General features: G+C 41.0%; 21 protein-coding genes. 12 read left to right on the top strand and 9 right to left on the bottom strand.

Going from position 1 to position 24,858, the window contains the following annotated elements; genetic code table 11:
- Positions 1-6: 6 nt before the first annotated feature.
- Positions 7-1,176 carry a trans-sulfuration enzyme family protein gene (locus PY091_RS14435; RefSeq protein WP_275650363.1) on the bottom strand — a complete coding sequence of 390 codons (1,170 nt, stop codon included), beginning with the start codon at positions 1,174-1,176 and terminating at the stop codon, positions 7-9.
- Between the two features lie 34 nt (positions 1,177-1,210).
- Entirely contained in the window at positions 1,211-2,620 is a 1,410-nt protein-coding gene (locus PY091_RS14430; protein WP_275650362.1) for an MATE family efflux transporter, read from the bottom strand.
- Between the two features lie 232 nt (positions 2,621-2,852).
- On the opposite strand from PY091_RS14430, the gene PY091_RS14425 reads away from it, so the two are divergent.
- Entirely contained in the window at positions 2,853-4,148 is a 1,296-nt protein-coding gene (locus tag PY091_RS14425) for a M14 family metallopeptidase (RefSeq protein WP_275650361.1), read from the top strand.
- A gap of 1 nt (position 4,149) precedes the next feature.
- Here PY091_RS14425 and PY091_RS14420 read toward each other — a convergent pair whose 3' ends face one another.
- Complete coding sequence (locus tag PY091_RS14420) at positions 4,150-7,314, bottom strand: cytochrome c biogenesis protein CcsA (protein WP_275650360.1); 3,165 nt, start codon at positions 7,312-7,314, stop codon at positions 4,150-4,152.
- Positions 7,315-7,447: 133 nt separating this feature from the next.
- Between PY091_RS14420 and PY091_RS14415 the strand changes: the two genes are divergently transcribed.
- From PY091_RS14415 to PY091_RS14405, 3 genes are read left to right on the top strand one after another with little or no spacing between them, the layout of a single operon-like run.
- A complete protein-coding gene (locus PY091_RS14415) occupies positions 7,448-8,209 on the top strand; it encodes a Rossmann-like and DUF2520 domain-containing protein (protein ID WP_275650359.1) in 762 nt (253 codons plus the stop codon).
- Entirely contained in the window at positions 8,193-8,720 is a 528-nt protein-coding gene (locus PY091_RS14410; protein WP_275650358.1) for a KdsC family phosphatase, read from the top strand. The genes PY091_RS14415 and PY091_RS14410 overlap by 17 nt, the downstream gene beginning before the upstream one ends.
- Positions 8,713-9,306 (top strand): Maf family nucleotide pyrophosphatase, encoded by a 594-nt coding sequence (locus tag PY091_RS14405; protein ID WP_275650357.1) that lies wholly within the window; start codon positions 8,713-8,715, stop codon positions 9,304-9,306. The genes PY091_RS14410 and PY091_RS14405 overlap by 8 nt, the downstream gene beginning before the upstream one ends.
- On the opposite strand, the gene PY091_RS14400 is transcribed toward PY091_RS14405, so the two are convergent.
- Positions 9,307-9,537, bottom strand: coding sequence for a ferredoxin (locus tag PY091_RS14400; RefSeq protein WP_275650356.1), 231 nt, complete (start codon positions 9,535-9,537; stop codon positions 9,307-9,309).
- On the bottom strand, positions 9,537-10,781 hold the full coding sequence (locus PY091_RS14395) for a peptidase U32 family protein (protein ID WP_275650355.1): 1,245 nt from the start codon (positions 10,779-10,781) through the stop codon (positions 9,537-9,539). The genes PY091_RS14400 and PY091_RS14395 overlap by 1 nt, the downstream gene beginning before the upstream one ends.
- 116 nt (positions 10,782-10,897) lie before the next feature.
- Between PY091_RS14395 and PY091_RS14390 the strand changes: the two genes are divergently transcribed.
- The 3 genes from PY091_RS14390 to PY091_RS14380 all read left to right on the top strand — a co-directional run bounded on the left by PY091_RS14390 (position 10,898) and on the right by PY091_RS14380 (position 16,290).
- Positions 10,898-11,842, top strand: a complete 945-nt coding sequence (locus tag PY091_RS14390) for a septum formation inhibitor Maf (RefSeq protein WP_275650354.1) — start codon at positions 10,898-10,900, stop codon at positions 11,840-11,842.
- A gap of 92 nt (positions 11,843-11,934) precedes the next feature.
- Complete coding sequence (locus tag PY091_RS14385; protein ID WP_275650353.1) at positions 11,935-14,466, top strand: PIG-L family deacetylase; 2,532 nt, start codon at positions 11,935-11,937, stop codon at positions 14,464-14,466.
- A gap of 111 nt (positions 14,467-14,577) precedes the next feature.
- Complete coding sequence (locus tag PY091_RS14380) at positions 14,578-16,290, top strand: sodium:solute symporter family protein (RefSeq protein ID WP_275650352.1); 1,713 nt, start codon at positions 14,578-14,580, stop codon at positions 16,288-16,290.
- Between the two features lie 54 nt (positions 16,291-16,344).
- On the opposite strand, the gene PY091_RS14375 is transcribed toward PY091_RS14380, so the two are convergent.
- The gene (locus PY091_RS14375) at positions 16,345-17,199 is read right to left on the bottom strand and encodes a DUF2911 domain-containing protein (protein ID WP_275650351.1); all 855 of its coding nucleotides are present in this window, start codon (positions 17,197-17,199) and stop codon (positions 16,345-16,347) included.
- A gap of 176 nt (positions 17,200-17,375) precedes the next feature.
- Between PY091_RS14375 and PY091_RS14370 the strand changes: the two genes are divergently transcribed.
- From PY091_RS14370 to PY091_RS14350, 5 genes are all read left to right on the top strand, one after another.
- Complete coding sequence (locus PY091_RS14370) at positions 17,376-17,873, top strand: SRPBCC family protein (protein ID WP_275650350.1); 498 nt, start codon at positions 17,376-17,378, stop codon at positions 17,871-17,873.
- 1 nt (position 17,874) lies between these two features.
- Positions 17,875-18,567: an SDR family NAD(P)-dependent oxidoreductase gene (locus tag PY091_RS14365; RefSeq protein ID WP_275650349.1), complete on the top strand. Its 693-nt coding sequence runs from the start codon at positions 17,875-17,877 to the stop codon at positions 18,565-18,567.
- Positions 18,567-19,880, top strand: coding sequence for a cryptochrome/photolyase family protein (locus tag PY091_RS14360; RefSeq protein ID WP_275650348.1), 1,314 nt, complete (start codon positions 18,567-18,569; stop codon positions 19,878-19,880). Before PY091_RS14365 ends, PY091_RS14360 begins: the two co-directional genes overlap by 1 nt.
- 99 nt (positions 19,881-19,979) lie before the next feature.
- A complete protein-coding gene (locus PY091_RS14355) occupies positions 19,980-21,407 on the top strand; it encodes an amidohydrolase (RefSeq protein ID WP_275650347.1) in 1,428 nt (475 codons plus the stop codon).
- Positions 21,408-21,480: 73 nt separating this feature from the next.
- The gene (locus tag PY091_RS14350; RefSeq protein WP_275650346.1) at positions 21,481-22,482 is read left to right on the top strand and encodes a pirin family protein; all 1,002 of its coding nucleotides are present in this window, start codon (positions 21,481-21,483) and stop codon (positions 22,480-22,482) included.
- Between the two features lie 3 nt (positions 22,483-22,485).
- Here the strand turns inward: PY091_RS14350 and murA are convergent, their stop codons facing one another.
- The 3 genes from murA to PY091_RS14335 all read right to left on the bottom strand — a co-directional run bounded on the left by murA (position 22,486) and on the right by PY091_RS14335 (position 24,823).
- A complete protein-coding gene (gene murA, locus PY091_RS14345; RefSeq protein WP_275650345.1) occupies positions 22,486-23,793 on the bottom strand; it encodes a UDP-N-acetylglucosamine 1-carboxyvinyltransferase in 1,308 nt (435 codons plus the stop codon).
- Positions 23,794-23,808: 15 nt separating this feature from the next.
- Entirely contained in the window at positions 23,809-24,453 is a 645-nt protein-coding gene (locus PY091_RS14340; protein WP_275650344.1) for a DUF4290 domain-containing protein, read from the bottom strand.
- Between the two features lie 82 nt (positions 24,454-24,535).
- Positions 24,536-24,823 carry a DUF493 family protein gene (locus PY091_RS14335; RefSeq protein WP_275650343.1) on the bottom strand — a complete coding sequence of 96 codons (288 nt, stop codon included), beginning with the start codon at positions 24,821-24,823 and terminating at the stop codon, positions 24,536-24,538.
- Positions 24,824-24,858: the final 35 nt, after the last annotated feature.

The following is a 24,858-nucleotide window of genomic DNA, read 5'->3' as shown; positions in this document are numbered from 1 at the left end:
ATACTTTTATGCCGTGACGGTCATAGATTTTACTTTGGCTATTGCCTGTTCAATATCCGCTATTAAATCTTCGGTTTCTTCGATTCCCAAGGAGAAACGAATCAACGAATCCTTTATCCCTTGTTTAGCCCTGTCTTCTGGGCTCATTAGTGCATGGGAAGTCTGTGTGGGTGAAAGCATGGTACTTTCAATCCCTGCCAAACTCATGGATGGTTTTATCAATTTCAATTCCTTAAAAAACAGGGAAGCATTTATCTCCGGATTCAATTCAAAAGATAGCATCCCTCCAAAACCTTTCATTTGCGATTTGGCCAACTCGTGTCCCGGATGATCTTTAAGTCCCGGATAATACACATTGTCCACATCTTTGTTTTGACTCAAATAGGTAGCCATTTTCATTGCATTTTCATTCTGTGCCTTCACCCGTATGGCCATCGTTTTTAAACTTCGTTCCAAAAGCCAGACCGTATACTCGCTCAAACTTCCCCCAAAGCAAATACCTGTTTGCCAAACCTTATCCATAAGCTCTTGGGATGCCGCAACCACACCTGCACAAATATCGGAGTGTCCCCCCATATATTTTGTAGCACTGTGCACCACCACATCTATCCCAAAATCAATGGGATTCTGGTTAACGGGGCTTGCGAAAGTATTGTCGATCATGGAAAGGATTCCTTTCTTTTTTGCCAAATCGGCCACTCCTTTTACATCGGAAATGGTCAACAATGGGTTCGATGGTGTTTCCAAATACAGCACTTTGGTATTGGGTTTGATTTCCTTCTCAAAATCCTCAACCTCCCAACCTGTGGTAAAGGAGTATTCAATGCCAAATCGTTCAAACTGGGAAACGGCAAAATGGTAAGTACCTCCATAAATGGTCTGCTGTAGTACCACATGATCACCAGCCTGAAGAAAAGTCATCAATGCCGTACTAATTGCAGCCATGCCACTACCAAAAATTAAAGCAGCCTCGGTATGCTCCAAGGCTGCCAGTTTTTTGCCCAACGCTTCTTGGTTGGGCGTATTGTAATATCTCGGGTATCTTTTTACCGCAACGTCTTCAAATTGATAGGATGTACTCATGTACAAAGGGGAAACAGCCCCTTTAAACTGATTATCCTCCAATTCACCGACGTGGGTACAGATTGTATTCAGTCCTTTAGTATCGTTTTTCATGTTGGTTTTCTTTCGCATAAAGATACGAAACCGATCATACTTGGACTTTCTTCCATTTCCCTTTTTTAAACCAGATCATGGCCAAAACCGCAATCAGTACTTCAGCCAAAGTAATGGCTACAAAAACTCCTGTTGCTCCCCATCCCAATACCATTGCCGATATATAGGCCAATGGCAATTGAAACAACCAAAATGATATAAAATTTATCTTGGTCGGTGTCTTGGTATCCCCTGCTCCGTTAAAGGCCTGGGTCATTACCATGCCGTAGGCATAAAATATATAACCCAACGCGATGATCTGCAGACAAAGTGCTCCGCTCTTTACCACTTCCGGGGTTGTATTGAACCAAGAGATAATGGTGTTCGCAAAAATCATGTACCCCAAGGAAACCGTCCCCATAAAAATGGCATTGTACTTCCCTGTTTTCCATACAGACCGCTCGGCCCTATCGGGTTGTTTGGCACCCAGATTCTGTCCCACCAAAGTGGCCGCGGCATTACTCATACCCCAAGAGGGCATTAAAGTGAACATCATTACACGAATGGCAATGGTGTAGCCTGCCAATACCTCGCTTCCGAATTCGGACATGATTCGCATAAGGAATATCCAACTGGAGGTTCCGATCAAGAATTGCGCAATCCCGCCCAATGAAACCTTGATCAAATTGATCATCACCTTAAGGTTCAAAACCAAATCCTTGGCCATTAATTTAATCTTGCCCCATCCAAAGAACAATATGCCCAATTGGAAAAGTACAGCCGTGCCCCTACCAATATTGGTAGCAACAGCCGCTCCTTTTACGCCCATTTCCGGTATGGGACCAAAGCCAAAAATAAACATGGGGTCCAGAATTATATTGAGTCCATTGGATAGCACCAAGGCCCACATGGCAATTGATGCATTGCCGGCACCCCGGAAAATGGCATTGATCAAGAACAAAAGGACCACCGTTATGTTTCCTCCGATCAAGAATTGGGTGTAACCGTATCCTTCGGCAATCAAATCCGGCTCTGCACCCATTAGCGCCAAAATATCCTTGGCAAAAACAATCCCAACAACTCCGATTGTTATGGATATGACAACGCCCAAACAAATAGCTTGTACAGCTGCAATACGTGCGCCATCCACATCCTTTTCGCCAATCCTTCGGGCAACTACGGCTGTGGCGGCCATACTTAGCCCAATGGCTAATGCGTAAACAAGTGTAATAACGGACTCTGTAAGACCTATTGTAGCTACCGCATTTACGCTAACGCTAGAGACATAAGCAATGTCCACCAGTGCGAAAATGGATTCCATGAGCATTTCCAAGATCATGGGAATGGAAAGCATAAAAATGGCCTTACGGATGCTTCCAGAAGTAAATTCTGATTCCTTGCCGGAAATTGCTATCCAGAAATATTGGATAAATTTTTTAAATGGATTGGTATGTTGATGTGTCATTATCAAAGAATTATGTGTGAAAAAAGTAAGTAAATGTCGAATTCGCCGAGGGAGTTTCGGTTACTGGATTGGCCCTCGGCCAACGGTGACATCTATCGCGTACATAATTCTTATAGCTTCATGATGATGCAAATATGCAAAAAAAACCAATATATTATTAGTAAATTTTTATTTACTACTCCAAACCTTGTGGCTACCTTCGTAACCAAACCAACTTAAATAATTCAAAATCATGCGCATTAAAAGTTTGATTGCCATTGGAATATTATCCTCCATGGTGCTCACGTCATCTTGTAAAAAAAGTAGCGAAACAGCTGAAACCGAAAAAAAAACAGGTTATCAAGGACAAGGTAAAAGCCCTATTGTGCCTACCGTTGACAAACCTATTCAAAAGCAATGGAGAGGTGTTTGGGCCTTTAACGATAGTACCACGTTTTTTTCAAATAAGTTCGAAGGTGCCCGTTTAAACGGTGTGGCCTACGATGGGGACGATCATTACACCATTTGGGTAACGGCAGAAAACACCCCTATAAACGTAAGTCCATGGTATGCCTTTCAGGTATGGTCTAAAGAACCTCGAGACATTACGGTGCAATTGAACTACCAAGATTCCAGAAGTAGGTATTACCCAAAAATCAGTACCGATGGAAGAAACTTTACTCCATTGGACAGTACAAAGTTTAAAGCCGTCAACCCCGGGGAGGGCGAGTTTGGAATAAAAGCAGCACCAGAATCAGCCGAATTGACCATAAGCGTGGCCGAAGAACCAACTTGGATTACGGCCCAGGAACTTTACACATCATCCGTAGTAAAAGAGTGGGTGGATTCCTTGAGCCAAAAACCATTCATTACAAATTATCCAATAGGTCTTTCCAAAGAAAAACGAACCATGCATTTGATGGAAGTCAATGAAAATGAAGAAGCCAAAAAAGCTTTGATGATCATTTCGAGACAGCACCCACCAGAAGTTACAGGCTTTTTAGCAATGAAATCCTTTATCGAAACTATTTCCGGTGATTCTGAACTGGCTAAGGAATTTAGACAAGAGCATACCGTTTTTGTAGTGCCATTAATGAACCCTGATGGGGCCGACAACGGACATTGGAGACATAACATGGGAGGAATAGACCTAAACAGGGACTGGCAAAACTTTAATCAGCCGGAAACAAGGAATGTCAGGGATTTTCTTGTAGAAAAAGACAAAACATATGACTTCGTTTTTGGTGCGGACTTCCACTCCACTTGGGATGATATTTATTACCCAATTGATACGACAGTGACCGGGGATAAAGGCAAAATTGTTTTTGATTGGATCGAGAACATCAGCCAAAGATTACCTCAAAAGAAAACCAATGTAAGCGCTTCTGATGAACTGGACCCAACTATGGTATCGAGCAAATACTTTTATGTACACCATGGAATGCCCGCCATTGTTTTTGAGCTAGGAGATAATACTTCCAGGCCTTTCCTAAAGGAAAAGGGCAAGGTGGCAGCAGAAGAAATCATGAAACTTTTAATGGAGCAATAGCCTATTTTTTGGCGTAGTGCACTTTGTAACGCCAAAAGCTTATACCTCCCAAAATAAAGACCCCAAGTACAGTGTACCACACAAAGCTTGGGGTTATTACTTGGTCCCCACTTGCATAACTGTGCAGTCCTACCAAATAGAAGTTCACCCCAAAATAGGTCATCATGATACTCGCATAAGCCACAATACTGGCGAAATTATAGATCCATTTTCCACGTAGTCCCGGAACCAATCGCATATGCAGAACAAATGCATAGATCATAATGGAAACCAAAGCCCAAGTTTCTTTGGGATCCCAGCCCCAATAACGACCCCAACTTTCGTTGGCCCATTGTCCTCCTAAAAAGTTTCCTATGGTCAACATCACCAAACCAGCAGTTAGGGCCAGTTCGTTGATCACCGTAAGCTCCTTAATATTGATGTCCATACGTTTTTTGTTCTTTTTGGTTGTCAGTACCATCAACAATAATGCTACCACTCCCAAAATCATCCCAACCGTTAATGGACCATAACTGCCCACAATTACAGCTACGTGGATCATCAACCAATAACTATCCAATACTGGAACCAAATTGGCGATAGCAGGATCAACCCAGCTTTGGTGCGCCACCCACAACAACATACAGGTAACAAAAGCACTGGAAGCAATCGTTAATTCACTTTTTCGGCCCAGTGCCAATCCTATACCCATGGTTGCCCATGCTACGTAAAGTATACTTTCATAAGCATCACTCCAAGGAGCGTGTCCAGATATATACCAACGAAGAATCAACCCGATGGTATGCCAGATAAAGAACAAGATAATGGTCCCCTTTAACAAATAGGCAGCAGCATCTAAAATCTTACGTTCCTTAAAAATCTTGGCTATCAGTACAAAAAACAACAATACCCCAACCAAGGCATAATATTGATATAAACGGTTGAACAGGTCGAGCTTGTTGTAAATAATCTCAATTTTAACTTTGTTATCCGAAGGCAATATCTCTTCACCGTGATTTTTCTGGTTCTGTTTAAAGGCTTCCAACAACCTATCAGGTTGTGAATAATCCCCTGTGGCGATGGATTGTTGCAGCGAATTCAAATAATAGGGCATCGCATTTCTGATAAAATTCGCATAAAGCGAATCTTGAACCTGATATTGTCCGGAACGATATTCTACGGCAGAAATCCATTTGTTGTTTTCATCGTTCAACAAAGGAAATATCTTGACCATATTGCCGCTTAAAGCAATATCGAGTAAACTCAATCGCTCCCCTACCTTTTTAAAGTCTTTTTCAAATTTATTGGGGTTGGCCTTGGCGGTTGCCTTTTCTAAAAATGTTCTGAGTTTATAATTGCCTTTTGCATCGAAGAAATCGGTCGCTTTTACAAACTTTGTATCTCCCGGGACACCAACAACCTTACGAATACTATCATTCCCCTTATTTCCTAAAGCAATAATATCCGTAGTATACCACACCCCAGGATTCAACATCATGGAAAGGAATACTTGGTTGGCTGAAAGGTCTTTGAATTTATCATCCCCGCTCAATCTTCTCAACAACTCGGAGGCAAAGGTATTTACGGGTTTCATTCGACCGTTTTCATCTTGAATCACCAAAGCTCCAAACTTTTCGGCGTGTTCCTTGGCAACGGTAGTTGCCTGAATTACGGAGTCAATCTGTGCTTGGGTCGGTACATTGGTATGTTCATGGGAATCCTGTGCATTTGCTGATACAAAGGCGAAGAAAAGTGCTATTGTGGTCAATGCGGCTTTCTTTTCCTTGATTTTCTCGAGCATGGTCTGCAAATCCCTGAAACGTGTTTTCCCAAAGAACATGATGCCCATCAAACCAATATACAACAGAAAATAACCAATATAGGTAATCCATGTGCCCCACCAATCATGGTTTACGGAAAGTACCGTTCCCTTTTCATCTGGATCAAAACTGGATTGAAAGAATCTATACCCTTGATGGTCCAATACATGGTTCATATAAATATCATAATCAAAAGGACGGTCGTCGTGTACGGTAACCTTACTCATAAAAGAAGCGTAACCCGCCTCGGTTCCGGGATATTTCTCGGCAATAAAATCGTTCAATTCTATGGAAAAAGGAAGTTCGTATACTTTGGAACCATAACTCAAAGAAAAATCCAACCCACCTATATTGATCTTGTCTGAGAAATTGGAGGTTCCCTTGCTTCCTAATAATTTCACTTCTTTACTTTCCCCATTTGCAGTGATGGAAACGACCAGTGCATCCTGAGTAACCTTGGTAATCTCCTCGTCCGGGACTTTAATTATACCATACCTTCCTTTAACCAAAGGTTCGGGCACTACAAACTGCATACCTCCCATGGTGTAAAGGGAACGCAATTGCAATTGCTGAATACTATCACTGGCAACTTCTCCTTGGAATTGGTCCGCCATGCGCATAAAATTACCTTCAAAAGGCGATTTGATGCGGTATCCATTCTCTTCATCATAAAAAATATTGACGGCACCATCGGTTTCGTTGTTCAATGCAAAAAGGATATTGTGAACGCTTGCTATTTTACCGTTCTCCAGATAATGCTCATGGCGCTGCCCATTGCCAGCTTCCACAATTTGGAGGTATTCGGTTCCATTTTCATCGGGAATCAATCCCTTTTCTGCTCCTCTGATAAAATCCACATAACTAATGGAAAACGGTTGCCCATTGAAATCAGATTTCCATGGTAAGCTGGAACGCTTTCCTTCTGGAGTCACCAAAATAGCATCCTCAAGTACCCGGCGTTTGGTCTCTCCATTGATATCCCCATCCACAAAAGCAGTTAAATAGGTCTTGTCCGAATAAAATATTTTTTCGGTAGCACCTTCCCTGATGGGCATCATACCTTCGTAACTGATGTAACGGGTCACAAACGCACCTATAATGATCAGAATCCAAGAAAGGTGCAGAATAAGTACGGGCCATTTTTTCCATTCCAACAAACGATATCTATAAATATTGCCGAAAAAGTTGATTACAAAAAAGACCATAATGGCCTCGAACCAAGTAGCATTATAAATATAAATTCGTGCGGTGTCCGTACTGTACCAAGTTTCCACAAAAGTTCCAATGGCCAACGCTGCTGCAAAGACCAAAAATAGAACTGCCATAAGTCTAGTGGAAAAAAGTGTTTTCTTGAGGATATTGATCATGGAAATTCGGTCTACTTTCGGCTTGCAAAAATAAGGTCTTTTTAGAACTTCCCTGCTGCCTTAACACATAAAAATCAAACAGATTTGTTAATTCTTACGATAATCTATCAACCCTAAATTTGTAGTTTTGGGCATGCTTAAGATTGTAATATTGGGGACTGGAAGCCTCGCCAAGCACTTATCCAACGCTTTTGAAAAAGCCAAGGATGTTGATGTGGCGCAAGTTGTGGGGCGTAACAAGAAAGAACTACAAAAGTTTTCCGAATATTCCACTATTTCCAATGATTTTAATGCGATTGACGATGCAGATGTGTATATAATCGCTGTAAAAGATGATGCCATTAACAAAGTTTCTGGCTATCTCTTGAACAAAACAGGAATTGTGGTCCATACTTCCGGGGCCATTGGTTTAAAAGCAATACAACCCACAAACAGGGGTGTTTTTTATCCCTTACAGACATTTACCAAAGGTAAATCAGTTGATTTTTCAACCATTCCCTTCTGCGTGGAAGCCGAAGAAAAAGAATCTTTGGAAACCTTGAAGACACTGGCAGCATCCATTTCCGAAAACGTACACCTTATCGACTCGGAACAGCGAAAAAAATTGCATCTTGCAGCCGTTTTTGTGAACAACTTTACCAATTATCTCTATAGTGTCGGTGAAGAACTTTGCGTAGAGGAAGGTCTTTCTTTTGATTTGTTGAAACCATTGATCATGGAAACTGCGAATAAAATCCAGACCATGTCTCCCAAAAAGGCTCAAACGGGGCCAGCACGCCGAAATGACATCAAAAGCATGGAAAGCCACCTAGAACTACTGAATAAAAATGAACATATTACACTCTATAAATTATTGAGCCAAGCTATAAAACAAGCCCATGAAGAAGAATTATAAAGAGCTATTGAGCAATATTACCACATTTGTTTTTGATGTTGATGGTGTTTTTACCGATGGAACTGTTTTAATTACCACCGATGGAGAACTGCTTCGCAAAATGAGCGTTAAAGATGGTTACGCCTTAAAAACGGCCATTAAAAAAGGATACAATGTCTGTATTATTACCGGCGGAACCAATCAAGGGGTAAAAGAGCGCTTAAAAGGCCTCGGGGTTACCGATTTTTATATGGGTGCCCACCACAAACAAGAACCTTTGGAGGAATATTTGGATATTCACGGCATAGACCCACAATCCGTGGTATACATGGGTGATGATGTTCCAGACATTCCACCTATGAAAATGGTTGCTCTGGCCACTTCCCCACAAAATGCGGTGCCAGAGGTAAAAGCAATTTCCGATTATGTGTCGCACAAAAACGGTGGCGATGGCTGTGTTCGGGACATTATTGAGCAAGTTTTAAAGGTTCGGGGGGACTGGAACGATAATTTTAGTGCCAAGAATGACTAAAAATCCACTCAAAGAAAAGCTCAAGGACAAAAAAATCATCTTAGGCTCTGGCTCGCCAAGACGCAAAATGTTTTTGGAAGAACTGGGACTCGACTTCGAAGTAAGACCAAAATCCGTGGAAGAAGTATACCCAGAGGAATTACAAGGTCAAGAAATATCAGAGTATCTGGCCAAACTAAAAGCCTCTCCATTTATGGAGGAGTTGGAACCAAATCAAATTGTGATTACTTCGGATACGGTGGTTTGGCATAACAAAACATCCTTAGCCAAAGCCGCAGACAAGGCTGAAGCTTTTGAAATGCTCCGCACCCTTTCGGGCGATTGGCACGAAGTGATAACTTCCGTTTGTTTTACCACAAAAGATTCCCAAAAAACCGTAAGTGGTATCACCAAGGTAAAGTTGAAGGATTTCTCGGATGATGAAATCAATTATTACATAGAAACGTGCCAACCTTTTGATAAGGCTGGAGCCTACGGCATCCAGGAATGGATTGGGATGATCGGCATTACCGAAATTCAAGGTTCTTACACCAATGTAGTGGGATTACCGACCGATTTGGTCTACAAAGCCTTGATGGAACTATAGTCAGGTTCGCTTTACCGAAATAATTTTTACGGGACAGGCTTTCGCGGCTTGTTCAGAAGCATCGTAAATGCCCTCATCGTGGGATTTTATGGTATGAAATCCCTTTTTGTTCTGGGAATGCAACAATACAGATTTGCCATCTTTTTTGGACATGGCAAATTGTTCTGGGGCCAACTCCACACAATAATTACAACCGATACATTTTTCGCGCTGAAGCGTAACAACAACCATTAGGCCTCTACCTTATTTTCTACGATTTTATACAGCTTATCCGATAGTCGAATTCTAAAATCCAAAGGAATGGTCACCGAATCTCCTTTTTTTGCGGTGGAAAGTTTGGCATCGTTCACCAACATTTCGGTCACTTTCATTTCTTTGGCACCTGTTGTGGGACCAGTCACCAAAATGGTATCCCCAATTGATATATCATAAGCTTCGATGATAAACTCACCGATATTGCTCTTTGGGAAGAAGTGGGCTCCTTTTCCAATGTAAACTTTCTTTTGGGTGGCAGATGAGCCAGGAATTTTACTCCATTCACCCAACTTTTGTCCCAAGTAGTAACCACTCCAAAAACCACGGTTGTACACTTTTTCCAACTCCTGCATCCAAGTGATTACTTTATCCTTATCATAATTGCCTTCATACAAACTATCCAAAGCCTGACGGTAACATTTGATCACTTTCGCCACATATTCGGGAGCACGCCCCCTACCCTCGATCTTCAAAACTTTGATGCCTGCATCGGCAACCTGATCTAAGAAATCGATAGTACATAAATCTTTTGGGGACATAATGTATTCGTTGTCCAATTCCATTTCAAAACCGGTCTCCTGATCGATAACGGTATACTTTTTTCGGCAGTTTTGCTTGCAAGCCCCTCTGTTTGCAGATGAATTGTAGGAGTGCAAACTCATATAACATTTACCCGAAACGGCCATACATAAGGCTCCGTGACCAAAAACCTCGATTTCAACCAAACGACCGGATGGTCCTTTGATCTGATCCTTTTCAATTTGCTCGGTAATCTTTTTTACCTGTCGCAAGCTCAACTCACGGCTCAATACCATAGTGTCAGCGAACATGGCATAGAATTTCACCGTTTCAATATTGGTTACATTGATTTGAGTGGAAATATGCACCTCTAACCCCAATTCCCTAGCAGAAGCAATTACGGCTTGATCCATGGCAATAATTGCTGTCAACCCAACTTCTTTGGCTTTTTTCAATAAGGTTTTGACAATGGAAAGATCATGGTCGTAGATAATGGTGTTCAAAGTCAGGTAGGTTCTTACCCCCTTGGCATTACATCGTTTCGCTATCTCGGGAAGGTCGTCCAAAGTAAAGTTCATGGTGGCCCTTGCCCTCATATTCAATTGCTCCACACCAAAATACACCGAATCGGCCCCATTATCCAATGCAGCTTGCAAGGATTCAAAATTACCCGCAGGTGCCATCAACTCAATCTGTTGCATACCAAAAAGTTTAGCTTCCGAAATATTTTGCAAAACTACATTTTTCCGTGTATTGGAAAAAGTTAAGTATCTTGATATAATTCGACTTTATACTTAAGTTTCCTAAAAATGAGTTTATGAAGCCTTCTAAATCAACTTTCAGCACTTCCCTTATACTATTGATTCTCTTAGTTATTGGGTGTAAACAAGAAAATAATACGGAAACATCCATGGATGCCGCCACTACCTCAAAAACGAAAGAGCAGCCTCCCAAAAATCCTCTTTCAGATGATTTTAAAAAATACTGGTATGCCGGTGAGGCGGAAATCACATCATACCAACTGAGTCAGGCTCGATATGGGGAAATTAGGGATGGGAAAGCGGTTTTGATCTATGTTACCGAACCCTTTTTGCCCGAAGAGCAGGTCAAAGCGAATAACAGTAATCCAGAAAATGTTTCAGTCTTAAAACTGAATGCTACCAAAAAGTTCTTGACTGGGATTTACCCCTACTCCATTATGAGTAGTACATTTTATCCGGTTTATGACAATCAACATGCAATAAAAACCAGTTTATCTGTACAAGAATGGTGTGGCCATGTCTATTCACAACTGAACAATCGTGATCAATTTGAATTTACTTCACACTCTTATTTTGAAGGAGAGGCCGACCAAGCTTTCTACATGGAAAAAGCAATCCTCGAAAATGAAATTTGGAACAAAATCCGAATAAATCCTGAAAATCTTCCTGTCGGCGATATCTCAATAATTCCTTCTTTGGAGTTTCTTAGATTAAGTCACCAAAAGATGAGAGCATATGATGCCAACGCAGAGCTTTCATCTAAAAATGGCATTTCTACCTACATTATTACTTATACAGAATTGGATCGAAAACTCTCAATAAACTTCAGTACAGACTTCCCCTATTCCATCGAAAGCTGGACAGAGGAATTTAAAAGTGGATTTGGTGCAAATGCCAAAACATTAATCACATCTGCAACTAAGCTCAAGTCCCTCAAAACTGCCTATTGGCAGAAAAATGACAACAAAAATTCAATCTTAAGAGACAGTTTAGGTTTATAACACCAGTGAATCGCTATGTTAAAAGTCTTCTAAAGAAACAGATGACTGTGCACAAACTGCCTATATTTGAATCAACCACTAAACAACCACTTATGAAGCATTTTTGGGTATTCCTCTCCATAACCACATTATTATTTACAAACTCATTCTCCCAAAAACCGGACAAACTCACTTCCGCTGAGTTGTTCCACGAATTACAAAAATTGAACTTTTTGGGTACCGCACTCTATGTTGCTGCACACCCAGATGATGAGAATACAAGCCTGATTTCCTACCTCGCCAATCATGAAAAAGCAAGAACTGTCTACCTTTCCATGACTCGTGGAGATGGGGGACAAAACCTTATTGGGTCGGAGCTACGTGAATTATTGGGCGTTTTAAGAACACAGGAACTTTTGGCCGCAAGGCACATGGACGGTGGGGAACAGCGCTTTACGCGTGCCAACGACTTTGGTTTTTCCAAACACCCGAACGAAACCTTGAAAATATGGGATAAAGAAAAAGTTTTGGCCGATGTGGTCTGGGCCATCCGAAATATAAAACCCGATGTGATCATTAACCGTTTTAATCATAGAACGCCGGGAACCACGCACGGCCATCATACGTCTTCGGCAGTTTTGAGCATGGAAGCCTTTGACATTGCCAACGATCCTAAAGTTTATTCGGACCAATTACAGTGGACCACCACTTGGCAACCCAAGCGTATTTTCTACAACACTTCGTGGTGGCAATACGGAAGCCAAGAAGCATTTGAAAAAGTAGATAAGTCTGGTATGGTAAAGTTTGATGTTGGAACGTATTACCCGGAACTTGGTCTATCCAACAACGAAATTGCAGCCATGGCGCGTAGCCAGCACCTTTGTCAAGGATTCGGTAGATTGACCGATAGAGGTGCTTCTGACGAATACATTGAACTCTTAAAGGGAGATATGCCCAAAAACAATAATGTTTTTGAAGGTATCAATACCACTTGGTCCCGTGTGGAAGGTGGTGAAGCTGTTGGTGAAATACTTTATAAAGTTGAAGAAAACTTCGATTTCCAAAATCCGGCCAAACATATTCCTGATTTGGTGAAAGCATATGAATTGTTGCAACAAGTGGATGATGAACATTGGAGAACACTTAAATCTGAAGAGTTAAAGAATATCATTTTGGCCGCTTCAGGACTTTATCTGGAAGCCAGTTCCGCAAGTGCATCAGCCACACCGGGAAGCAAAACTACCATCAACATTGAAACCATTAACAGGTCAGCACCTAGTGTTACCTTAAAAGAAATCGAGATAATCGGTGCAGACACCAAATTGATGCCCAATAAAGTTTTGGGAGAGAATCAACGGGAAAACTTTGAAATCAGTTTTACAGTTCCTGAATCTACGTCGTATACCAGTCCATATTGGTTGAACGAACCTGGCACTTTGGGAACTTATACGGTTAACGAGCAAGGTTTAATAGGAAAACCCGAAACCCCGAGTGCCTTCAAGGCCATTTTTAACCTCCAAATAGACGGTATTGAAATTCCATTTGAGAAATCTGTGGTACACCGATATTCAAAACCCGACAGAGGTGAATTATACGAACCATTTGCAATTTTACCAGAGGTAACTTCAAAAATTGATGAAAAGGTGCTCATTTTTGCCAATGCCGATACCAAGGAGGTACAAGTGAAAATTAGAGCTGGTAAAAATGATGTGTCGGGCACAGTTGTCCTGAACCACCCATCAGGATGGGTAGTTTCTCCAAGCAGTATACCTTTTACCATTGCTCAAAAAGGAGAGGAAATATCCGTTGCGTTCAATGTTACTCCTCCCAATACGGAAAGTGAGGGGAAATTAGAGCCGAAAATCACCTTGGGTTCAAAAGTGTATGACAAAGAGCTTGTAGAAATTGACTATAACCACATTCCAAAACAATCTGTACTACTACCTTCCGAGGCCAAAGTGGTTCGCATGAACATTAAAAAATCCGGTGAGCACATTGCCTACATCATGGGTGCCGGGGACAACGTTCCAGAAAGTTTGGAGCAAATTGGATATCAGGTACATGTAGTGGACCCTAATGATATTCAAAATGGAGATTTAGATAAATATGATGCCGTTGTAGTCGGGATACGAGCGTACAATGTGGTGGATGCCCTAAAATTTAAACAACCGGTTCTATTCGACTATGTGAAAAATGGTGGTACTATGATCGTACAGTACAATACCGCTGGAAGATGGTCCAATCAGTTTGAAAACATTGCACCATATGACGTAACTCTGTCCCGTGATAGGGTAACCGATGAAAATGCAGAGGTAAAGATATTGGCTCCGAACAATTCATTGGTCAATTTCCCGAACAACATAACAGAAAAAGATTTCGATGGCTGGGTACAGGAGCGCGGATTATACTTTCCAAGTGAATGGAGCTCGGAGTTTACCCCCATTCTATCCATGAAAGATGAGGGTGAAACAGAAAAACAAGGTAGCCTAATAGTAGCACCTTATGGAGAAGGTCATTATATTTACACAGGTTTAAGCTTTTTCAGGGAATTGCCTGTTGGGGTTTCGGGAGCATATAAACTCTTTGCAAATATGCTTTCCATAGGAAAAGATGAAGTAAAAAAAGACAGTAATGTCAAAGGATAATATGGATACCAAATTCGAATGGAAAAAGGAATACAGCATTGTAATCCTTTTAAACGCCATATATATATTAGTTTTTTACCTCATAATGATGTTAAACAATTAGAATCCTAAATGGCATTACTCGACTGGATCATTCTTGGTAGCACGCTACTCTTTATTGTTGCATACGGTGTTTGGAAAACCCGAGGAAACAATAGCGTGGACGACTATGTTCGTGGTGGCGACGATATAAAATGGTGGACCATTGGACTATCCGTTATGGCTACCCAAGCAAGTGCCATCACATTCTTGTCCACTCCGGGACAAGCTTTTCATGACGGAATGGGTTTTGTACAGTTCTATTTTGGACTGCCTTTGGCCATGATCGTTATTTGTTTGGTGTTTATTCCCATTTACAAAAAATTAAAGGTCTTTACCGCTTACGAAATGCTTGAGGGACGTTTCGATCTAAAAACACGTACCCTTACGGCACTTCTATTTCTTATTCAACGGGGATTGGCTGCGGGAATCACGATTTTTGCTCCATCTATCATCCTTTCAGCCGTGTTGGGATGGGATTTGAGAACCTTGAACGTTATCATTGGAATCCTCGTTATTATTTACACAGTTTCAGGAGGTACCAAGGCAGTGAGCGTAACCCAAAAGCAACAGATGTTCATCATTATGTTGGGTATGTTCTTTGCTTTCTTCTTTATTATGGGCGCCCTTCCTACCGATATTTCTTTTGGTAAAGCATTAAAAATTGCTGGTGCCAATAACAAATTGAACATTCTTGATTTTACTTTGGATACCGACAATAGATACACATTTTGGAGCGGTATTACCGGTGGTTTCTTTTTGGCGCTGGCCTATTTTGGAACAGATCAGAGCCAGGTTCAGCGATATCTATCCGGAAGATCGGTACGTGAAAGCCAATGGGCACTGATTTTCAACGGTATTTTTAAAATACCCATGCAATTCTTCATACTTCTTGTAGGTGCCATGGTATTTGTGTTTTACCAGTACAATTCATCACCCTTGAACTTTAACCCGGCCGCAACAGAAGCTGTAATGCAGTCGGAATATGCAAACGATTACAAGGCCTTGGAAGAGGACCATAAAGAATTGGAGAAAGAAAAAAGAATGGCCCAACACTCTTTCTCCGCTGCTTTGGAACTCAAGGAATATAATGCCATTGAGCAGGCCAAACAGAATATTATTAAGATCAACCAAAAGGAAAACGCCAGTAGGGAAACCGCAAAAGATTTGATTTCCAAAGCAGATGGCGCTGTTGAGACCAATGATAAGGATTATGTATTTATCCATTTCATCCTCAACAACTTACCCATGGGCTTAATTGGTTTATTGTTGGCGGTTATTCTATCTGCCGCAATGTCATCGACTGCCTCGGAGCTGAATGCATTGGGAACCATTACCGCACTAGACCTGTATAAGAGAAATACCAAAAAAGAACATTCCCAAGAGCATTATTTAAAAGCGACCAAAGCTTTTACCTTGCTTTGGGGGATTATAGCCATAATCATAGCCAATGTTGCCAACCTTTTTGACAATCTTATTCAATTGGTCAACATTATCGGTTCCATTTTTTACGGAAATGTGCTAGGAATATTTTTATTGGCGTTCTTCTTCAAATTTGTGAAAGGGAATGCTGTTTTTGTGGCCGCCATTGTTACACAGATTATTGTAATTGTAGGCTTCAATTTAGACTGGATGTCCTATTTATGGTTAAACGCCTTTGGATGTGTCTTGGTTATTGTCTTGGCCATAATTACCCAAATTTTCGATAATTTCTTGGGTAACTCAGCATATAATGTAGAGGAATAAAAAAACCCACTTTTTAAAGTGGGCTTTTATAATTTTTCAAAAATAGGTTTTGATTTACATCTTAGCCCATTCTTGCAAGGAGTCCTTGTTCATTTTAACGTAATCCTGGTTGCCGGCAGCTTGTGCAGCAGCCATGGACTTTTTAGCAGCCTCGATAGCAGCTTCCTTATCTCCCATTTTAGCATATATCAAAGACTGGGTACGCATCATCCAATACGCTTTTCCACCGTCCATCTCAACAGCTTTGTCAACCCATTCTCTGGCTTGTTGCATATTCATTCCCTCAGCAAAATAATAAGATCCGGCAGCAAAGTAATCGTTGGCGGTCAAATCTTCTTTAGAAGACATCGTCTCTTCTATGCTTTTGATGGCCTTATCTACCGTTGGTACAACAAAGTCGACCCCAACATAGGTGTTCTCCCACATAATTCCCAAAGTAGCACCATTATTGTGCAGGTCGTCAATGGTAATAGTAAATGATTCGATAGGCATTGGAATTTCCATAGTCTCAACTTTTACAGTTGCTGCAACCTTGGAAGCATCCCATTCAGCTGGGTTCCCCCAATTTTCAGTATCGGTATAAAAGAAAACCTCCCATACAGCTTCGTCTGGTCTTGTATAAATAGCGTAAGTACCAGCTTTAAGCTCTTTACCTTTAACGGTAACATCATCACTAAAACTGATGACTGTGTTCTGATTGGCTCCAGTTCTCCAAATAGCCCCATAAGGAACTAAATCCCCAAATATGGTTCGTCCCTTCATCGCTGGACGAGAATATTTTACAGTAACATCCGTTAGTCCCACTTTTTGTTCCAATGTAGAAAACGGACTTGGTGCCGGTGTCTGAATTTGTGCTTCCATAGAAAAACACATGGACACAGCAAATAATAAGAGTGCAAATTTTTTCATAGTTGTAATAAGTATTAATTGTTCAGCAAAGCAAAATTAAGATAAAGCGATGCGCAATTTGTTAATGAAACCTTAAAACCAAAAATAAGAAATAAAAGGGCTTGATTTAATTTTTGTTTAACTTTTTAATATTTTTATTAAACATTTTACCTTTATCTTTGTATAAACTCATTTGGATGCAACTTTATCAATTAAAATCAAAACAAGTATTTCCTATAAGTAAAAAGGAAGCTTGGGACTTTTTGTCCGACCCTAAAAACCTTGCCGTAATTACGCCACAGCATATGGGATTCCATATTTTAGCCGGAGCGGACAGGCCTATGTTCCAAGGCCAAATAATACAATACATTGTAAAACCATTTCCGTTTATTTCCACTAAATGGGTCACCGAAATCACCCATGTAAAAGATGGCGAATATTTTGTGGATGAGCAACGTTTTGGCCCCTACTCCCTTTGGCACCACAAGCACTTTATTAAAGAGGTTCCCGAAGGTGTGGAAATGGAAGATATTATAGATTACAAATTGCCATTTGGCTTTTTAGGACAATTGACACACCCAATCTTAGTAAAAAAACAACTGAAAAAGATTTTTGAGTTTAGGGAGAACAAGCTCGCAGAACTTTTTGGAACAGTGAACGGGCAAGAAAATTATTTGAGCATTAGAAAAGTATAACATGAAAAAGAATATTCTATTGATAGGTGGTTCGTACGGTATTGGTTTGGAGCTGGCGAAAAAGCTCTCCAAAGACAATCAGGTATTTGTTGCCAGCCGAAGTAACGAGAATCTTTCAGGTTTGGAGGTCACTCATATTCCATTTAACGCATTGACGGAAGACATATCCGAAAAAGCAATTCCGGAAAAACTGGACGGCTTTGTATATTGTCCTGGTAGTATTAACCTGAAACCATTCAAAACCATGGGGGTCGAGACCATAAAAAACGATATGGAAATCAATTTTATCGGATTGGCCAAAACCGTTAAATCCATTATCAATAAAATGAATGAAGGTTCTAGCATGGTTTTTTTCAGTACGGTGGCAGTAGGAACAGGAATGCCATTCCATACCAGTGTTTCGGCAGCAAAAGGAGCCATTGAAGGTTTTGCCAGAGCATTGGCGGCAGAATATGCACCAAAGGTGCGCGTCAATGTTATCGCTCCGTCATTGGTAGACACTCCGTTGTCCGAGCGACTGTTGAGCAATGACAAGAAAAAGGAAATGATGTCGGCAAGACATCCCATGAAGAGAGTGGGCAATACAGCGGATATCGCCAATATGGCCAGCTTTTTATTGGACTCCAATAATTCGTGGATTACAGGACAAGTAATCGGTGTAGATGGCGGAATGTCCAGTTTAAACATAAGTTAATGAAAGACAATGTTATAGTTTTTTGGTTTAGAAGGGATTTGCGCTTAGATGATAATGTTGGGCTATATCAAGCACTCCAAAATGATGTTCGCGTACTACCGATATTCATATTTGATAAGGAAATACTCGAAAATCTACCCAAAAACGATGCACGTGTAAACTTCATCCACGAACAAATTCAAAAAATCAATAACAAGCTCAGAACCAACTTCGATAGTGGTATTGCGCAGTTCTATGACACACCAAAACAGGTTTTTCAACAACTATTGGACCATTACCAAATAGAAGCAGTATACACTAATCATGATTACGAACCTTATGCAAAAAAACGAGATGTAGCCATTAAATCCTTTTTAGAAGAAAATAAGGTCGAATTCAACACCTTCAAAGATCAAGTTATTTTTGAAAAAGAAGAAGTGGTAAAGGACGATGGAGACCCCTACGTGGTCTACACACCATACATGCGAAAATGGAAAGAAAACTTTAACCCGTCCATCCATTTGGTAGAGTACGACACTTTGGGAGACCTTGGCAATAATCTTTATCAATCCACAACACTGCCGCAACTTTCCTTAGAAGACATTGGTTTTGAGGAATCCACGATCGAGGTGCCCGATTTTACGGTTACCCCGCACTTAATACAAAAATATGAGGACACCCGGAACTATCCTGCCAAAGAAAAAGGAACTTCCCGACTTGGACCACATTTGCGCTTTGGTACCGTGTCTATCCGAAAAATGGTGAAAAAGGCCATCGAAGAAAAAAACGAAACGTTTTGGAACGAGTTGATTTGGAGAGAATTCTTTATGCAAATCCTTTGGCATTACCCACATACCGTCAACAAAGCCTTTCGATCAAAATACGATAGAATCGAATGGAGAAACAACGAAGAAGAATTCGAAAAGTGGAAAAATGGAAAAACGGGTTATCCACTGGTAGATGCCGGAATGCGCGAGCTCAATGAAACAGGATATATGCACAACCGGGTCCGAATGCTCGTAGCCAGTTTTCTCTGCAAACATTTGCTGATCGATTGGCGGTGGGGCGAAGCCTATTTTGCCGAAAAGTTGCTGGACTATGAAATGGCCAGTAACGTTGGTAACTGGCAATGGGCAGCAGGAAGTGGTGTAGATGCAGCTCCATATTTTAGAATTTTTAATCCGACCACACAGATCAAAAAATTTGATAAAGACAAGAAGTATATCAACACATGGGTACCAGACCTTCAGGAATTGACTTACCCAGATCCGATAGTAGATCATAAAATGGCACGTGAACGATGCTTAAAAACCTATAAAGAAGCGGTCAGTTGAAGCTTTTTCTTTAATTTTATTTCCTGTTGATGGTCTCCTGTTAATCCTAAGATAGGCTGGATGGATTCAACAACTTATAACTAACTCAAAACCTTTAAAATGAAGAAACTTTCAACCTTACTCCTTTTGGGATTGGTAACACTAAACCTTTCCGCCCAAAAGATGACCAAGGACAAAAAAGCCGTAGTTGCTTCGGTAGAAAAGCACAAAGAAAACCTTATTAAAATCAGTGATTCCATTTGGGCACTGGCAGAAACTGCCTTTGAAGAATCCATTTCCGCAGAATTGCTTGCCGATTACGCCGAAGAAAATGGCATGACCGTAACAAGAGGTGTAGCTGACATTCCAACTGCCTTTATTGCAACTTATGGTTCAGGCTCACCGGTAATCAGTGTATTGGGAGAGTTTGATGCGCTTCCAGGTCTTTCTCAGAACACTGTTCCAACAAAAGACCCAAGAATTGAAGGCGAACCCGGACATGGCTGTGGACATAATATGTTTGGGGCTGCTAGTTTAGGGGCAGCTATTGCTATCAAAGAACAAATTGAAGCTGGTAACATTACAGGAACCGTTAAGTTCTTTGGAACCCCAGCAGAAGAAAAATACTTCGGAAAAGTTTGGATGGTAGAAGCAGGTCTTTGGGACGATGTGGATGTAAATGTTAGCTGGCACCCTGCTGCAGAAATTGAAGCTGATGTACAAAGTGGATTGGCATTGGTGGATTTTATGGTAGAATTCTATGGTCAGGCTGCACACGCTTCTGCAGATCCATGGAACGGTCGTAGTGCCTCCGATGCGTTGGAATTGTACACCACGGGTATCAATTACTACAGAGAGCATATAAAACCTACCTCGCGAATCCATTATCACATTCAAGATGGTGGACAAGTAGTAAATGTGGTACCTGATTACTCCAGATTATGGGTTAGGGTGCGTGATCCAAAAAGAGATGTAATGCTCCCTACCTTCGAAAGAGTAAAAGCCATGGCCGAAGGTGCTGCAATTATGGCTAATGTTGAATACAAATACTCATTGATTTCTGGTATTTACGAGACATTGGTAAACCGAGAAGGCGGTAAAATAATGCAAAGCAACTTGGAACTTTTGGGTCCTATCACCTATACCGATGAGGAAGTTACCTATGGAAAAGCCATTCAAGAGGCTACAGGAAAGCCACAAGTGGGCATGGACGGAGAAGTTCACCCATTAAAAGAAACCGAAGCACTCCCTGGAGGAGGTTCCACTGATGTTGGAGACGTAAGCTGGAATGTACCAAATATCAACTTGGGCGTTACCGTTGCTCCAAAAGGAACCCCTTGGCATTCTTGGGCCGTAGTTGCCTGTGGTGGTATGAGCATTGGTCATAAAGGTATGATTTATGCTTCCAAAGCAATGGGAATGACCATGTTAGATCTTTTTGACGACCCAAAATTGGTAGAAAAAGTAAAAGAAGAATATAAAACCAGAAAAGGTGATGTAAAATATGAAGCCATGATTGATGGCCCACCACCCATTCCTGGCAAATAGTTTTAACTTAGTTGTATTGAAAAGCCTGCCCAGTGCAGGCTTTTTGATCTATAAACCTCTTACGTATCAAGCTATGAAAAATCCTGTTATACAAACTTTCCCACTTAGCTCACCTTGGCAAACATTAGATCCATTTTTGTTCAGTGTGTACCATTTGGACCACTTTCCTAAAGGAAATGGTGCAATGGGACCTGATGCATCTTTGCTAAAAGGAAGAAACTTGGGAAGTGATTTTGATCCAAGTACCGATTGGCGTATGTATCACGGACAGACCATACCAGGCTTCCCCTATCACCCCCACAGAGGGTTTGAAACCATAACCATTGTAAACAGAGGATTCTGTGATCATTCAGATTCCTTGGGTGCTGCAGGTAGATTTGGACAAGGAGATGTCCAATGGATGACAGCCGGAAGAGGTGTGCAACACTCCGAAATGTTCCCATTGTTGAATGATGATGATGAAAACCCGTTGGAGCTATTTCAAATTTGGTTGAACCTCCCCAAAGTAGGGAAATTTGTAGATCCTCATTTTAAAATGCTCTGGAACGAAGACATTCCCGTTCTTAAAGAAGAAAACGCTACGGTCAAAGTTGTAGCGGGCGCCTATAAAAATACAACACCTATTGCCCCTGCACCGGATTCTTGGGCAGCCAATCCAGAGAACGAAGTAGCCATTTGGAACATCCATGTAGATGCAAACTCGGAATATGTGCTACCGAAAGCCAACAGCTCGGTAAACCGCGTGCTTTACTTTTATGACGGTGACGAAATACATATTGCTGACAAAAAAATCAATCCCAATTTTGGTATTGTACTAGACCCTTCTGAAGAGGTACATATAAAATCAGGAGGTCAAAAAGCACATTTTATGTTGTTACAGGGAAAACCAATCGGAGAACCCGTTGCCAAATACGGACCTTTTGTAATGAATACCCAAGAGGAAATCCAAAAGGCAATGGAAGAATACCGACTTACTCAATTTGGAGGGTGGCCTTGGCCACATCCGGACAATGTGCATGAAAAGGATAGAGGTCGATTTGCACTTTATCCTGATGGTAAATTAATCGAAAAATAAGGCTTAAACCCTTACGATTTTTGCCCCAATAGCCCTCAAGCGCTCATCAATATTTTCGTAACCACGATCTATCTGTTCAATATTGTGGATGGTAGAAGTACCCTTGGCAGAAAGTGCTGCAATTAAAAGAGATACCCCTGCCCTAATATCTGGGGACACCATGGTGGTAGCCTTTAAAGTGGATTTAAAATCGTGACCGATTACTGTGGCACGGTGTGGGTCACAAAGAATAATTTTCGCCCCCATATCAATAAGCTTGTCCACAAAGAACAGTCGGCTTTCAAACATTTTTTGATGGATCAGCACTTCTCCTTTGGCTTGGGTTGCCACAACCAAAATAATGCTCAATAAATCCGGGGTCAATCCTGGCCACGGTGCATCAGCTATGGTTAGGATGGAGCCATCTATAAAATTCTGGATTTCGTAACCCCCTTCGTGTTTTGGAATAAAAATATCATCGTCCTTACGTTTCAGCGAAATTCCGAGTTTTCTGAATACCGTAGGAATCTGGCCCAAATCGTCCCAACTTACATTTTTGATGGTAAGTTCGCTCTGGGTCATAGCGGCAAGACCAATCCAGCTACCTATTTCGATCATATCGGGCAACATGGTATGCTCTGTTCCTCCCAAAGAATTAACTCCTTCAATAGTCAACAAATTGGAACCAATTCCGGATATATTGGCCCCCATACGGTTCAACATCTTGCACAATTGCTGTAAATAAGGCTCGCAAGCGGCATTATAAATGGTTGTGGTACCTTCTGCCAAGACGGCTGCCATAACTATATTGGCAGTTCCAGTAACCGATGCTTCATCCAAAAGCATATAGGTTCCCTTTAGTTTTTCGGCCTCAACACCATAAAAATGCTCTTCCTTGTTATAACGGAATTGTGCTCCTAGCTTAATAAAGCCTTCAAAATGGGTGTCCAGTCTTCTTCTTCCGATTTTGTCTCCCCCAGGTTTTGGGATATACCCTTTTCCAAATCTGGCCAATAATGGTCCAACCAGCATTATAGATCCTCGAAGGCCTCTTCCATCTTCTTTGAACTTTGCAGATTGCAAATAATCCAAATTCACATCATCCGCCTTAAAGGTGTAAGAACCCTTTCCTTTCTTTTGGATTTTTACTCCCAAATCCTCCAGAAGGGCTATTAATTTATTGACATCTACAATGTCGGGAATGTTATTTATGGTAATTTTTTCTTCTGATAGTAAAACGGCACAAAGAATCTGTAGTGCTTCGTTCTTTGCTCCTTGGGGGGTAATTTCACCATGCAACTGGTGTCCACCCTCTATTCGAAATGTACCCATGTATTCCTTTGGAATTTAATATCTTTTCTTCCTGCTTCTCTGACCCTTTTTACCTCTATTATTGTTGTTAGACCTGCTTGGTCTGTTCTTGAGGAATTGTCCACTTTCTGTCAAACTTTCGTCGCTTTTGGCCAAATCTATTTGTCCATCGCTAAGTTCCTTCAAATGGTTAAAAATTACAGAGTCTTCAACAGTATCCTTGTTCCAGGTCAAATAACACTTTTTCATGTGGTTGGCAATGGCATACTCCAAACCAGACCTCATATCTCCCTTTTCCCATTCTACGGCCACATCTATCATTCTTTTGATGTTATTTCCGTAAAAACGGTATTTTGGGTGGTTTTGCGGATAATCCAATGGTTCGGGCCTCTGCTGTAACATCTCTTTGGATGTAATGGGGAAAGGCGAATCCACATCCAATTTAAAATCGGACATGATAAACAATTGATCCCAAAGTTTATGTTGAAAATCGGGAACATCCCTTAAATGAGGCTGCAAGTTGCCCATAACACTTATAATGGACTTTGCCACTCGGTTGCGCTCATCGCGGTCTTCAATGGTGACCGCATGGTCCACCATCTTTTGAAAATGACGACCATACTCTGGGATAAAAAGCTTAGGGCGCTCTGTATTATATTCTAGGTTAAATACTTCGTTCAAACTAATGTGTTTAGAAATTTGATATTTGGAAAGACTATCCGATAACGCCTGCAAATTACTAAAATTATGGCAAACATTGCTATTATAAGGAAATAACGCCCTCTACAACGGAAACTTCCTTGTATTTGAGAATTACTTCATCGGGGTCTTTTAAATGCACCGTAATGGAAAGACTGGTATATGTTCCCTTTTTAGATTTTTTGGATTCGATCACAGCTCCTGTATTATCAAAAATATCGTGTATCTGTGAAATGCGCTCCTCGTCTGTGGGCACTATGAATTTATAGAGATAATTGGAAGGCCAATCGGTGGTATCCAATAGTTTTTCCCTAAGCTTAGCATAGAACTCATCTGTATCTTTCTTATCCATACCTCATTTTTATACAAATATATGGCTTACCCATC

The sequence above is a fragment of the Flagellimonas okinawensis genome (assembly GCF_029194005.1).
Lineage (GTDB): Bacteria > Bacteroidota > Bacteroidia > Flavobacteriales > Flavobacteriaceae > Flagellimonas > Flagellimonas okinawensis.
Note: the sequence above shows the minus strand (reverse complement) of the source record. Positions and strands in the feature narration are given on the sequence as shown.